The 14,081-nt window shown below is 68.2% G+C and carries 10 protein-coding genes and 1 pseudogene; 6 read left to right on the forward strand and 5 right to left on the reverse strand.

Going from position 1 to position 14,081, the window contains the following annotated elements; genetic code table 11:
* Positions 1–468: 468 nt before the first annotated feature.
* Together T333_RS23330 and T333_RS23335 are read left to right on the forward strand one after the other, a co-directional pair.
* A pseudogene (locus tag T333_RS23330) lies at positions 469–2,141 on the forward strand (ABC-F family ATP-binding cassette domain-containing protein).
* A 91-nt stretch (positions 2,142–2,232) separates the two neighbouring features.
* Positions 2,233–3,174: an acyl-ACP desaturase gene (locus T333_RS23335; RefSeq protein ID WP_355002419.1), complete on the forward strand. Its 942-nt coding sequence runs from the start codon at positions 2,233–2,235 to the stop codon at positions 3,172–3,174.
* A 19-nt stretch (positions 3,175–3,193) separates the two neighbouring features.
* Here the strand turns inward: T333_RS23335 and T333_RS23340 are convergent, their stop codons facing one another.
* Positions 3,194–3,880 carry a TetR/AcrR family transcriptional regulator gene (locus tag T333_RS23340; RefSeq protein WP_496425840.1) on the reverse strand — a complete coding sequence of 229 codons (687 nt, stop codon included), beginning with the start codon at positions 3,878–3,880 and terminating at the stop codon, positions 3,194–3,196.
* Positions 3,881–3,975: 95 nt separating this feature from the next.
* On the opposite strand from T333_RS23340, the gene T333_RS23345 reads away from it, so the two are divergent.
* The 3 genes from T333_RS23345 (at position 3,976) to T333_RS23355 (ending at position 6,548) form a co-directional block, all read left to right on the forward strand.
* Positions 3,976–5,079: an MBL fold metallo-hydrolase gene (locus T333_RS23345; RefSeq protein WP_357248769.1), complete on the forward strand. Its 1,104-nt coding sequence runs from the start codon at positions 3,976–3,978 to the stop codon at positions 5,077–5,079.
* Between the two features lie 10 nt (positions 5,080–5,089).
* Positions 5,090–5,653, forward strand: coding sequence for an ester cyclase (locus T333_RS23350; protein ID WP_357248766.1), 564 nt, complete (start codon positions 5,090–5,092; stop codon positions 5,651–5,653).
* Between the two features lie 244 nt (positions 5,654–5,897).
* On the forward strand, positions 5,898–6,548 hold the full coding sequence (locus T333_RS23355; protein ID WP_496425841.1) for a hypothetical protein: 651 nt from the start codon (positions 5,898–5,900) through the stop codon (positions 6,546–6,548).
* Positions 6,549–6,788: 240 nt separating this feature from the next.
* Here T333_RS23355 and meaB read toward each other — a convergent pair whose 3' ends face one another.
* The 3 genes from meaB to T333_RS23370 are packed head-to-tail and all read right to left on the reverse strand — an operon-like array spanning position 6,789 to position 11,994.
* Positions 6,789–7,832, reverse strand: coding sequence for a methylmalonyl Co-A mutase-associated GTPase MeaB (meaB, locus tag T333_RS23360; RefSeq protein WP_355002414.1), 1,044 nt, complete (start codon positions 7,830–7,832; stop codon positions 6,789–6,791).
* Positions 7,829–10,105 carry a methylmalonyl-CoA mutase gene (gene scpA, locus T333_RS23365; RefSeq protein ID WP_496425842.1) on the reverse strand — a complete coding sequence of 759 codons (2,277 nt, stop codon included), beginning with the start codon at positions 10,103–10,105 and terminating at the stop codon, positions 7,829–7,831. The genes meaB and scpA overlap by 4 nt, the downstream gene beginning before the upstream one ends.
* Positions 10,105–11,994: a methylmalonyl-CoA mutase family protein gene (locus tag T333_RS23370; protein ID WP_496425843.1), complete on the reverse strand. Its 1,890-nt coding sequence runs from the start codon at positions 11,992–11,994 to the stop codon at positions 10,105–10,107. The genes scpA and T333_RS23370 overlap by 1 nt, the downstream gene beginning before the upstream one ends.
* A 183-nt stretch (positions 11,995–12,177) precedes the next feature.
* Between T333_RS23370 and T333_RS23375 the strand changes: the two genes are divergently transcribed.
* Complete coding sequence (locus tag T333_RS23375) at positions 12,178–12,870, forward strand: TVP38/TMEM64 family protein (RefSeq protein WP_355002411.1); 693 nt, start codon at positions 12,178–12,180, stop codon at positions 12,868–12,870.
* A gap of 3 nt (positions 12,871–12,873) precedes the next feature.
* Here T333_RS23375 and T333_RS23380 read toward each other — a convergent pair whose 3' ends face one another.
* Positions 12,874–13,776 carry a S1C family serine protease gene (locus T333_RS23380; RefSeq protein WP_496426120.1) on the reverse strand — a complete coding sequence of 301 codons (903 nt, stop codon included), beginning with the start codon at positions 13,774–13,776 and terminating at the stop codon, positions 12,874–12,876.
* Between the last annotated feature and the right edge of the window lie 305 nt (positions 13,777–14,081).

Genomic DNA, 14,081 nt, shown 5'->3' on the forward strand with positions numbered 1-14,081 from the left:
CTCTCGCGGTGAACGCTGTTCCCGGCCAGTAAGTTACAGCACAATCGGCCCGGCCGACATACCACCGGAAAGACGCCAGGTACCCGCCCCTAAACGCCAGGTCAGAACGTCGGCACGGTTGGTTCGGTCGTCAGATCGGCGACGCGCCGCCACATTGCAGCTCCCATGCTCGAAAACCTCGAGCCGGAGGAGGTTCAGCCTCCAGTGATGTGGTTCGGTCGATGTGTCGCGGTGGTGGCGGCCGAAATCTCGTTGGCAACAAGTGGGCGACTCGGATATCGTCACGAGCGTGTATGTAGGCACCGCGATGATGAAGCCTTGGTCGCTCCGCTGACGGCGGCGATCCGAGTTCTCACAATCTTCTGACGCCGCCGTCCGGGTAGTCGTGCCGGGCGGTGATCGTGCCGTTCCGGCTTCCTCTCGAGCCGCGGAGAACCAGTGTCTACTTCCCTCACGGGCCGATCCGGCCTGTCCACAACCAATCACCAGAACGTTTCGTCCACCGACCCGCTACCCGCGGGTGCGCACGCACACATCCGAGCGACCTCGGTCCACGTGGCCCTCGGGTCGCGACCAGTTCTGGCCGACGTCTCCCTCACGGTGTCGACCCGCTCACGCCTCGCCATCGTCGGTGAGAACGGGCGCGGCAAAACCACGCTGTTGCACGTGCTCGCTGGACTGCAGCCACCGGATGGCGGGACCGTCGGCAGAGTCGGAACGATCGGTGTCGCTCAGCAGGCCATACCCTGTCGCGCGGAGGAGACTGTCGGCGCGCTCGTCGCCGAGACCATCGAACCGGCCACGCGGGCATTACGGGAGCTGGATACCGCGACGATCATGCTCGCGGACAGCGCGCCGGGAGCCGACGACGCCTACGCGGCCGCGTTGGACGCCGCCACCCGGCTCGACGCCTGGGATGCCGAACGCCGAGTCGACATCGCGCTGGCCGCACTGCGCGCGTGCGCGGACCGAGAGCGCCCCTTGACGACGCTGTCTGTCGGGCAACGCTATCGAGTTCGATTGGCGTGTTTGCTGGGCGCCCCACACGACATCCTGCTGTTGGACGAGCCGACGAATCACCTCGACCGGGACGGATTGGACTTTCTCACCGAACGCCTGCGTAGCCACTCCGGCGGGCTGGCGATCATCAGTCACGACCGCGCGCTGTTGCGCGACGTCGCCGACGAGTTCCTCGATCTCGACCCGAGCAAGGACGGTCGACCGCAACTCTTCGCCGGAGGTTACGCGGGTGGCAAGAAGGGCGGCACCGTGCTCGCGACCGGTGGGAACAGGAGTACGAGGACCAACTCGCCGAGCGCGCGCGCCTGCGGGACGCGGTCGCGGGCGCGCGCGACCGGCTCAGCACCGGTTGGCGTCCCGACAAAGGACACGGCAAGCACCAGCGCCAGTCCCGAGCTCCGGGTCTGGTCCAGGCGCTGAAGCGACGCCAGTCCGAGCTCGAGGCGCACACCGTCACGCTGCCCGAACCGCCCCTGCGACTGCGGTTTCCCGATCTACCCGTCCGTCCAGGCACGCCTCTGCTCCGCTGCGACGACATCACCGTGGCAGGACGATTGGACTCCCCCGTCACGCTTTCGCTGGATGCGGGCGAACGGCTCGTCGTCACTGGTCGCAACGGCGCGGGCAAATCCACGCTGCTCGCCGTGCTCGCCGGCGAAGTGCGGCCGTCCACCGGCAGCACCCACCACCATGCCGCCACCCGAATCGCCCTTGTCGGCCAAGAAGTTCCGGCATGGGAGCCCGATCTGACCGCACAGGACCTCTACGACCGCCACATCCGCATGCTCGAGTTGCACCACGACGTCGAACCGATACCGCTGACCTCGACAGGCCTGCTGGACAAGCAATCGCACCGCACCCCCGTGGGCCGACTGTCCCAAGGGCAGCAACGCAGACTCCATCTCGCCATGCAGCTCGCCTCCCGCCCGATGGTGCTCCTCTGCGACGAGCCCACCAACCACCTCTCGGGGTCCCTCGTCGACGAACTCACCGCCGCGCTGTCGGAGACCCCGGCCGCGGTCGTCGTGGCCACCCACGACCGGCAGATGCTCGCCGACCTCGCGGATTGGCCCCACCTTCCCCTCGAGTCCAACATCGTCGACGACGAGGAACTGGTCTAGGGTGTGTGGGTGCACGGCGAGGCCCGCACAGTCAGTGAGGCGTGATCAGCGGTACGTTCCGTGGTTTTTCCACCGAATCGAAAGGCGCTGCATGGCAAGGAACTTGACGCAACTCGAACTTCTGACGGAATTGGAACCGGTTGTCGCGGCCAATATCGACCGGCATCTGGCGACGGCCAAGGAATGGTGTCCGCACGACTACGTTCCGTGGGACGAGGGCCGCAACTTCGCGGCCATGGGCGGCGAGGATTGGGATCCCGCGCAGTCACGGCTCTCGGAGGTCGCCAAGATCGCGATGATCACGAATCTGCTCACCGAGGACAATCTGCCCTCCTACCACCGCGTGATCTCCGAGAACTTCTCGCGCGACGGCGCATGGGGCACCTGGATCGGCCGCTGGACCGCCGAGGAGAACCGCCACGCCATCGCCATGCGCGACTACTTGGTCTGCACCCGCGCTGTCGATCCCGTCGCCTTGGAGAACGACCGGATGGTGCATCTGACCCGCGGTGTGCACACGCCGCCGGGCTTCGGCGGTGTGTGCGATCAGATCGCGTACGTGACGTTCCAGGAGTTGGCCACCCGGGTCAGCCATCGCACCACCGGACGAGTCTGCGACGACCCCGTCGCCGACCGGATGCTGCAGCGCATCGCGGCAGACGAGAACTTGCACATGATGTTCTATCGCAACATCGCCAAAGCCGCGTTCGACATCGCGCCGGACCAGGCGATGGAGTCGGTGACCATGGTCGTGAAGTACTTCGCCATGCCGGGCGCCGGCATGCCGAACTGGCGCCGCAACGGGGTGATGATGGTCAAGCACGGCATCTACGATCTGCGCCAGCATCAGGACGAGGTCGTGTTGCCGGTCCTGCGCATCTGGGACGTGTTCGACCGCAACGACTTCACCGCACGCGGTGAACGCAGCCGGGAAGAACTCGGCGAGTACCTCGACAAACTGTCCCGCGACGTCGTCCGTTTCGAAGAACAACGCGAGCGCATCCTCGCCCGCGAAGCGGCGCGGGTCGGTTAGCGCGCCAAACGATTTCGCGTCAGCGCGGCCGCGCCCTTTCCAGCCGGGCGACGACCGCGTCGAGCGCGAGATCCATCGCGTAGTCGTACTCCGCCTGGCTGTCGAACCGTGCGAGATAGGGCGCGGCCTCGGCGACGGCCGGGAGTCCCGACTGCTCGAGTGCGGCCCGGCGCGCGGCGATGCCCGCCGCGTCGTCGGTGCCGTAGGTCGGACCCGCGTTCACTTCGCGAAGTAGGGTTCCGATGAGCGCGGCGAGCACGGTCCGCAGCATGTGGACGGCTTCCTCGGGGTGGCAGCCCGCGGCGCGCAGTATCGCCAGAACGGATTGGATCGGCGCCAAACCCTCGAACGAGGCGAGCTGTCGGGTCAGAACCAGGGCGGCGGCTTCCGGGTGCAGCAGCGCCCGATCGCGAAACGCGTCGGCGATGGCACGCAGATCGCCGCGGAGATCGCCCGCGCGGGTCGGTAGCGCGATCGAACCCAACAGGTGCTCGGCGACCGCGTCGAGCAGTCCGTCCTTGCCGTCGACGTGGTTGTACAGGCTTTTCGGGTCGACGCCGAGTACCCGGGCGACGGCCCGCATGCCTACCGCGCCGACGCCCTCCGCGTCGATGACTTCGAGGGTCGCTTCGACGATCGCCGCTCGGGTGAGCTGACTGGCGCCTTTGGGCGGTCGTCCGCGGCGGGCGATGGGGGCTTGGGTCATGGCGTCATTGTTCCGCACCCTCTTGCATAAATCCACACCGTGGGTATAAATTCGCGGCAGCAGTAAAACCCACACCGTGGATTTTGGAGTTCAGAATGCGTTTTCCGTGGGGTGACGTCGCCGACCTTCCGACCGTCGGGGACCGCATCGACACGTTCACCGATATCGCGAAGGCCGACGAGACCCCCGGCGCCCGGTTGCGCCTCGCCCGTGAACGGGCACGGTCGTTCCGCCGTGAGTTCCCGAGCACCGGCACACCGGACAGCGTCACCACCTGCGATCTGGTGACGCTGCCGTATCCGACGCGGTTCGGCTTGTTCCGGGCCTCGCGGGCGATCGCGCCGTTTCTGTCGATCACCAACCGAATGTTGGTGATTCGCTGGCACGACTCCGACGGTCGGCGCCGAACGCTGCTGTTCGAGCCTTCGGACTTCGAACTCGGCAGGTACACACCGTATTTCGACAACCTGTCGCAGCGGACGCCGCGTGTCCTCGAACGACAGGTCGTCCGCGAGCACGGCACGGTGCTCGCGCATCTGGAGCGGTTGGGGATCGAGCCGGACGAGGTCGACTACCTGATGTTCGACCACTTGCACACCCAAGACCTGCGTCGCTGGATCGGCGCGACCGCGCATCAGGACGATCTCGGCGGCACGCCCCGGGCGATCTTCCCGAACGCGAAGGTGATCGTGCAGCGCGACGAGCTCGCCGCGATGGCCGAACTGCATCCGCTGCAAAAACCGTGGTATCAGCCCGCCGCCTACCGCGACGTCCCCGCCGAGGCGTTCCTGCCCATCGAAGGGTCGATCGTGCTCGGCCCCGGCGTCGCCGTCGTCAAGACGCCCGGCCACGTGTTCGGCAACCAGAGTCTGGTGGTCAACACCTCGACCGGGATCTGGGTCAGCAGCGAGAACGTGATCGCGGCCGAGGCGCTCACCCCGGAGCACTCGCGGCTGCCGGGTGTGGCGGGCTGGGCGCAGCGGTGGCAGCAGGAAGTCGTGCTCAACGCGAACACGATCGAGACCACCGCCGACCAGTACAACTCGATCGTCCTCGAGAAGACGCTGGCCGACCGCAGCCAGGCCGACTCGCGGTTCCTGCAGTTCTTCCCGTCCAGCGAGCTGACCGGCGCGTGGACCAATCCCGGTACCCGGCCGACCTTCAGCCACGGCCGCATCACCCACGACTCGAGCCTTTGAGGAGGACTCTGTGCCATCACGATTCGAACTGCCGCCCGAAGATGTGTTGCGGGCCCGCGAGAAACTCGTCCTCGATCACTTCCACGACGAAGTCCGCCAGGACTGGGACGCGACCTTGTCGACGTTCCCGCACCCGCACTACGAGCTGATCGCGCAGATGCTCGTCCACGACGGCGACGGTGAGGTGCGCGACTACTACCGCGACACCCGCGTCGCCTTCCCCGACCAGGACCACGAGATCATCGCCTTCCGTCACAGCCACGACGCGGTCGTCGTCGAATTCTGGCTCCTCGGAACACATCTCGGCCCGCTCGGCAAGATCCCGCCGACCGGCTCCAAGCACCGCACCAGAATGACGGCGTACTTCGTCTTCGACGAACACGAGAACCTCGTCACCGAGCGGATCTACTTCGACCAGCTCACCATCCTGAAACAGCTGCTCGGCGCAATCGACAAACGCAGCCCCCGTGGGCTTTTGAAGTTCGGCCGAGCCGTCGCCGGAGCGCTCGCCACCGCCGGATCCGAACCCGACCCGCGCCTGCTGACCACCACCCCGCCCGACCTCGGCGACTGACCGCCACGCTTCACGGACGATCGTTACGGGCTCTCGCGCAGCAGATACACCAACTCGCCTCGGCCCGTCTCGATCGAAAACGCCATCGGGTTTGAGTGTTCGCCATCGCAACCCCCGTGTTCGCGATCCACCAATGCGTCGGAGGCGAAGTCGGACTTGTTGTTCGCACCCCGCACATGCTTCGGTTGCACGTCTACGGCTTGCAGACGTTCGCCGTGTGGCGCGCGAAGGAGTACAGGGAACGATGGTTCGCTCGGGCGATCGGATGCACGCCTATCTCATCGACCAGGTCAACATGATGCTGCGGCGGCCCCAAATGTACGGCGGTGAGCCCGCGCTCTGGACGACCTTCGATCACCTGTTCTTCCTCGAGGACGAGGATCGCGGCCGGGCAGATCTGTGGGAGTCCTGGCGCGAGCGCAACGCCTTCACACCCACTGGCCCCAAAGGTGCTCTGCAACGCCACCTTCCAGGCAACGATCTCGCGCACGCGCTGGCATCGATGTACGCGGAGGCCGCACGGAACAGAGGGTGGCTTCGGCTGGATCGCATCTTGACAGCCGACGAGTACGTCGAAATTCGCGAAGCCATAGCATCGTTCACCGGCCAGGACCGCAGCTACAGCGACGTCATCGACACCTTCGGCGAGCCGAGCGTTCTGTTCGGTAGTTCGAATCGGTTATACGGCAAGACACTCGCCTACGCGACTGCCGACGCCGCCGATCCGATGGTGGTCTGCCATCTCTGGAATGGTGTAGACGAAGGTGCGGAACAACACTGGCCGCGCAAGTACCCGGAGCCGCTCCTCTTGGCGATCCGTTACGGCACAGACTCCTTCCCCGCCACCTTCTCCTTCACTCCCAAAGGCCGACGGCTGCGGCCGCAAAGCGGATAATAGGCCTCGATAGCGATCACTCCCCCGGGGGACCGGCTCGAAGCGGACTGCTACAGCTGCGGCGAGTCGAGCTCGCTGACCAGCCAGCGGCCGAAAACGTTGTCGACAGTGGCGGTCATGGTGATCGCAGGCGGCCAGCCGCGCGTCCTCCGCGGGCCTGTCAGGCCGCAGGTTGTCGATGATGCCGTGCGAGACCTCGGCTGGGCGGCTACACCCGGGTTCGTGGTGCAGTCCGAGTCGCTAGTCGCCAGCGGTGTCGAAGGCGTCGAGAATCTCCTCGGCGGCGAGTGCCGCGGTGAGAGTCCCCTCGCGCACCTGCTTTTCCACTTGTGCGCGAATCGCTTTCACGTTCGGGTTGTCGGCCAACCTGCGCAGCAGCTGGTCGTGCACCATCGTCCAGGTCCAGTCGACCTGCTGACGGCGGCGCTTCTCGTCGAACTCGCCCGCGTCGGTGAGCACCCGCCGGTGCTTCAGTACCGTATCCCAGAACTTGTCCAGGCCAACGCCTTCCAGGCCGCTCATGGTGAGCACCGGAGGCCGCCACAGCGCGTCGTGTGGGTGGATGAGGCGCAGTGCACCGGTGAGCTCGCGCGCGGCGGCCTTGGCCTCGATCTCGTGCTTGCCGTCGGCCTTGTTCACCGCGACGAGGTCGGCTAGCTCGAGCACGCCCTTCTTGATGCCCTGCAACTGATCTCCGGTGCGGGCCAGCGTCAGGAAGCAGAACACGTCGACCATGTTGGCGACCGTCACCTCGGACTGGCCGACGCCGACGGTCTCCACCAGGATCACGTCGTAGCCCGCCGCTTCCAGCAGCACGATGGTCTCGCGAGTCGCCTTGGCAACGCCGCCGAGCGTGCCCGCCGTGGGCGAAGGCCGGATATAGGCGTTGCGCTCCACCGAGAGTCGCGCCATCCGCGTCTTGTCGCCGAGGATGGAGCCGCCGGTGCGGGTCGAGGACGGGTCGACGGCGAGCACCGCGACCCGATGCCCCTTGCCGATCAGGTACATGCCGAGCGCGTCGATGAACGTCGACTTGCCGACGCCGGGAACACCGGTGATGCCCACCCGATTCGACAGCACCGCGTTCGCGGAGCCTTGCGCCTCCGGCGTCAGCTTCAGCAGCAGCTGCTGGGCCAGCGCCCGATGGTCGGCCCTTGTCGACTCGACCAGGGTGATGGCCCGCGCCAGGGCGGCCCGCTCGTTGTTGCGGACCGCCGTGGCGAGTGCGTCGACATCGATGGTGCGGCGCACCGCTCCCCCACGCGGAGAACCTGCTTCACTCATTCGGCGGCGGACTCCGCGGCGCCGCTGCCGATCTCGTGACCGAGCTCGGCGGCGAGCTTCTTCAGCAGATCGATCGCCGCGTCGGCGATGACGGTGCCGGGCGGGAAGATCGCGGCGGCGCCCGCCTGGTAGAGCTCGTCGAAGTCACCGGGCGGGATGACGCCGCCGACGATGACCATGATGTCGGGTCGCCCGACATCGGCCAGCGCCTGCCGCAGGGCGGGCACCAGCGTGAGGTGGCCTGCCGCCAGCGAGGACACACCGACGACGTGCACGTCGTTGTCGGCCGCCTGCTGCGCCACCTCTTCGGGGGTCTGGAACAGCGGGCCCACGTCGACGTCGAAGCCCAGGTCGGCGAAGGCGGTGGCGATCACCTTCTGCCCTCGGTCGTGTCCGTCCTGACCCATCTTCGCGACGAGGATGCGCGGCCGACGACCTTCGGCCTCGGCGAATTCCTCGACGAGTTCGCTAGCCGTGGTGATGTTGGTGACCTTCCCTGCCTCGTCGCGGTAGACACCGGAGAGGGTGCGGATTTCGGCCTGGTGGCGGCCGTAGACCTTCTCCAGCGCGTCGGAGATCTCGCCGACGGTGGCCTTGGCGCGCGCCGCGTCGATCGCCAGCGCCAGGAGGTTGTTCTCCATGCCGCCTTCGGAAGACCTTGCCGCGCGGGTCAATTCGTTCAGTGCCCGCTCGACGGCCGCGGGGTCGCGGTCGGCGCGCAGCTGCCGCAGCTTCTCGATCTGCTCGGCGCGCACCCGCGAGTTCTCGACCTTGAGGACCTCGACCTCGTGGTCCTCCTCCACCTGGTACTTGTTGACGCCGATCACCGGCTGCTGGCCGGTGTCGATGCGCGCCTGGGTGCGGGCGGCGGCCTCCTCGATGCGCAGCTTCGGGATGCCTTCCGAAATCGCCTGCGCCATACCGCCGTGCGCCTCCACCTCGGCGATGTGCGCGCGGGCACGGTTGGCCAGCTGGTGGGTCAGCCACTCGACGTAGTACGAGCCGCCCCACGGGTCGATCGGCCGGGTGGTGTTGGACTCCTGCTGGATCAGCAGCTGGGTGTTGCGCGCGATGCGGGCGGAGAAGTCCGTCGGCAGCGCCAGCGCCTCGTCGAGGGCGTTGGTGTGCAACGACTGGGTGTGGCCCTGGGTCGCGGCCATCGCCTCGATGCAGGTGCGCGCCACGTTGTTGTAGGCGTCCTGCGCGGTCAGCGACCAACCCGAGGTCTGCGAATGGGTGCGCAGGGACAGCGATTTCGCGCTCTTCGGCTCGAACTTCGCGACCAGCTCGCTCCAGAGCAGCCGTCCCGCACGGAGTTTCGCGACCTCCATGAAGAAGTTCATGCCGATGGCCCAGAAGAACGACAGCCGCGGCGCGAACTTGTCGACCTCCATGCCCGCGTCGATGCCCGCCCGGATGTACTCCACGCCGTCGGCGAGGGTGTAGGCGAGCTCCAGATCGGCCGTGGCTCCGGCCTCCTGGATGTGGTAGCCGGAGATGGAGATCGAGTTGAACTTCGGCATCTTCGCGCTGGTGTAGGCGAAGATGTCGGAGATGATCCGCATCGAGGGCTTGGGCGGGTAGATGTAGGTGTTGCGGACCATGAACTCCTTCAGAATGTCGTTCTGAATGGTTCCGGCCAGCTGCTCGGGCGCGACGCCCTGCTCCTCCGCCGCGACGACGTAGAGCGCCAGGATCGGCAGCACCGCGCCGTTCATCGTCATCGACACACTCACCTGATCGAGGGGAATGTGGTCGAAGAGCTGACGCATGTCCAGGATGGAGTCGATGGCGACGCCCGCCATGCCGACATCGCCCTGCACGCGCGGGTGATCGGAGTCGTAGCCGCGGTGCGTCGCGAGGTCGAACGCGACCGACAGACCCTTCTGGCCCGCCTGCAGGTTGCGGCGGTAGAAGGCGTTCGAGTCGGCGGCTGTGGAAAAGCCCGCGTACTGGCGGATGGTCCACGGCTGGTTGACGTACATGGTCGGGTACGGCCCGCGCACGAACGGCGCGACACCGGGCACGCTGTCGAGCGGATAACCCTCCGCGGCGACGGCATCCCGATCGGCCTTGGTGAACACCGGCGGCACGTCGATGCCCTCCGGGGTCGACCACACCAGTTGCTCGGGCGTGTAGTTGTTGGCCGCCGCAGCGCCCGCCACATACGCCTCGACCTGGGCGGCGTCGACCGCGGCAGGTTCGGGCGCGTGCTCGTCGAGCGGCACCTCGGCGAAATTGCCGATCACGTGCTTGATCTCACGCGTAGTCATCAGGCTCCCACCTTCTCCAGCAGGCCGGACAGCGCCGCCACCGCGTCGATCTTCGCGGCGAGGAATCCGTCCGGGCGCTGCGTGCCGCTCAGCTCGGCGACGGCCTTCGCCGCGCCCGCGAGCAGCACCGTTTCCACACCCGCAGCGCGCAGCGCGTCGACCGCCGCGCCCGCCTCCGCGCCGTAGCGCGCGTCCGAACCGCACAGAACCGCGATCGGTGCACCGGCTTCCGTTGCGGCAGAAGCGATTCCGTCCACGTCCAGCGGGCCGGGGTTGATCGATTCGATGCCGCCGGAGGCCAGCAGGTTCGCGATGAAGGTGACCCGCACATTGTGCTCGGCCACCGTGCCGAGCGGCACGAGCAGCGCCTTCGGCCGGGACCCGTTGGCCGCCAGATACTCGTCCGAGCGGTCGCGCAGCGCTTCGAAGGCCGCGCCGTAGCGGGCGACCCGGCTCGGCGTGCGTGCCGCCGAGGAGAGCGGCCGCTCGGCCAGGTTCGGGAACTCGTTGACGCCCGTCACCGCGGTCTTGCGGTGCGCGACATCGGAATCGCGGGCGGCCTTGGTGGCGGCGACGCGTTCGGCGAGCAGACCCGATTCCAGCGCGGCAAGGTAACCGCCCGCGGCTTCCAGCTCCTGCATGAAAGCCCAAGCCTTGGCGGCCAATTCGGCCGTCAGGTCCTCGACATACCAGGAGCCTGCGCCCGGATCCTGGACGTGGCCCAGATGCGACTCCTCCAACAGCAGCAGCTGGGTGTTGCGGGCCATGCGATCCGCGAACGACTTGGACACGCCCAGCTCGCCGGCGGGCAGCGCCGAGTCGAAGGGCAGCACGGTGACGGTGTCCGCGCCGCCGACGCCCGCGCCGAAGGCGGCGAGCGTGGTGCGCAGCATGTTCACCCAGGGGTCGCGCTGGCTCATCATGGCCGCGGAGGTGACCGCGTGCTGCGGTGCGCCGCCGAAGTCCGGTGCGCCGCAGGCGTGCGCGACGCGGGCCCAGAGCTTGCGCGCGGCACGGAATTTCGCGATCGTCGCGAACTGGTCGTCGGTGGCGGCGAACCGGAATTCCAGCTGGCCCAGCGCGTCCGCGATGTCCTGACCCTCGGTCAGCGCCCGCAGGTACTCCAGGCCCGCGGCCACCGCCGCGCCGAGTTCTTGCGCGTCCGAGGCGCCCGCGTCGTGGAAGACGGTGCCGTCCACGGTGATCGCGCGCACCGTCTCCGCACGGGCGACGGACTGGACGGCCAGCGCGAGCGCCTCCGACAGCTCCGCGTCGGCGATGCCCGCGAAATGGCTGGTAAGAGGCGCCGCGCCGAGGGAGAGCCGAATATCGGCGCGCTGCGGCGCCTGGTAGGCGTCGAGCACCGCGAAAAGCGCTGCGGCGGCGGACGACACCTGCGCGCCCGCGTCCAGGGTCAGCGGCGCCAGCTCGAAGAGCAGGCCGTCCAGCGCCGCGGGCAGCTCGGCGACGGGAACACCTCGCTCGCCGACCCCGAGCCAGACCGCGCTGATGCCGTTCTCCAGTCCGGCCAGGATCTCGCGCTTGGCCGCGGCGCCGTCGCCGGGGCCGACGAAGGCGCTGACATACCAGCCGCGATGCACGTCGCGCGCGGCGTCGCGGCCGCGCACGAAGGGGAAGGCGCCGGGCAACGGCAGCTCCGGCCGCTCGTCGCGCCGGGTGTAGAGCGGGGCGACGGTGAGCCCGTCGTAGGTGGTCTGCTCGAGCAGCTGCTCCGGCTCGTCCGGCAATTCGGCGACGTCGACCCTGCGCGCCTTGGCGAGCACACCCGCGACGCCTTTACGCCAGGCGGCATACTGGGGAACCGGATCCGTGCCCGCCGGACGCTCCGCGAGCCCGGCGCCCGGAGGCGGATCTGAAGCAATCGGCATAGCTGCTGTTCCTCTTCCACTCGACCACGGAGCGCACCCACAGATGTGCACCCGAACCGTCGCATTCGCCCAGCTCAGCGAGCACTTCGGTTAACGAGCATTCGTCCCGTTTCCATTGATGCTAGCGGCAGCGGCAGCGTCGGTTGACCCTGGCCGCCACTACCAACCGGTAACCTGTCGCGGGTGACCAGGCTGCTCCGTAACCCGCGTATCCTCGCCCTGCTCGTCGGTGTGGGTGCGCTGTTCGTCGCGGCGCTGCTCGTCCCGCTACCCGGTCCGACGCAGATCCAGCAGTGGGCGGACTCGGTCGGCTCGTGGTTCCCACTGCTGTTCTTCGGGGTCTACTCGATTCTCGCAGTGGCGCCGTTGCCGCGCACGGTGCTGACGGTCAGTTGCGGTGTGCTTTTCGGATCATTGCTCGGCACCGCGATCGCACTCTCGGCCACCGTTGTCGCCGCCGGGATGGCGCTGTTCCTGGTGCGCGTGCTGGACCGCGACCGGGTCGCCTCCCGGCTCACCCATCCCGCCGTGCGCGCCATCGACGAGCGGCTGGAGCGGCGCGGCTGGCTGGCCGTCGGTTCGCTGCGGCTGATCTCCTTCGCGCCGTTCTCGGTGGTCAACTACTGCTGCGGGCTCTCCTCGATTCGCTTCTGGCCGTATCTCGCCGCCACCTTCGTCGGCTCCGCGCCGGGCACCATCGCCACCGTCGTCCTCGCCGACGCGCTGACCGGCGGCTCCCATCCCGCGATGCTGGTCGTCTCGGGCATATGCCTGGCCATCGGCCTGCTCGGGCTCGTCGTGGACGCCCGCTGGCGGCCCGAGGTCCCGGCCGCCGAGTTCGAGCGTTCCGATGAGCTCGTGGTCGCGCGCGACTGACCGTCAGTCGACGGTCAGCTCGCTCGGCACGGCGATGACGTCGACCATCGCGCCGTTGCGCAGCACCGTGACCGGAACGGGACGGCCGATGGCGTCGGCGAACAGCTGACGCTGGATGCCCTGGGCGTCGCGAACCTCCTCGCGCGCGACGCTGAGCACCAGATCGCCGCGGCGCAGTCCGGCGGCCTCCGCGGGCGCGCCGCGCACCACCTCGACGATACGCACGCCCGCTCGCTGACCGGTCCGCTCGGCCACCTCGGACGGCAGCGGCGCGGGGACGCCGACCAGCCCAAGGTAGGCGCGGCGGACGCGGCCCTCGGCATGCAGGATGGCAATGATGCGACGGGTGGTTGCGTTGATCGGAATGGCAAGTCCCAGACCGATTCCCGCGACGGCGGTGTTGACGCCCACCACCCGGCCCGCCGAATCGGCCAACGCACCACCGGAATTGCCGGGATTCAAGGCCGCGTCGGTCTGGATGACGTCTTCGATCACCCGTCCCGCGCGGCGCGAGGCGACCGGCACCGCGCGGCCGAGCGCGCTCACCACGCCCGCGGTCACCGAGCCCGCCAAACCGAGCGGGCTGCCCACCGCGACCACGAGCTGCCCGACGACGAGCTTGTCCGCGTCGCCGAGCACCGCCGCGCCCGGACCGCCGCCGCGGGCGCGCAGCACCGCGAGATCGGAGAGCGGGTCGACGCCGACCACGTCGAACCGGGACTCCACGCCATCGGCGAACACCACCTCCCCGTGCGACGCCGCGCCGATGACGTGCGCGTTGGTCAGCAGGAATCCGTCATCGGTGAACACGACGGCCGAACCGGTCCCCCGCCGGGTCCGCACGCTCGCCACGTGCGGCGTGACCGATTCGGCCACCGACACCACCGTCCGCGAGTACGCGTCCATCGCATCGTCCACATCGACCACCTTCTCGCCGTCGGCAACAGCACCTCCCAGGATGCCCCCGCCGGACGCGCCGCGCACCGTCTTCGTGGCGATCGTCCGCGGCGACCGAAGTCTTCAGTCGCCCAACCGATTTCCTGCTCCGAGGACGTCACATGACAGCGCGATCGACGCCGGGCCGTCAACACCCCTACACGCTCGCGACCATCTCCACGCTCCAGCCGGACGGCCGCTCGAAGCCAGGCTGCACAATTCCGTCGCGACGGCGAGTCGCCCGTTCAACGGCAGCACTACCACGATCGAACAAG

This window comes from Nocardia sp. CNS-044, assembly GCF_059570515.1.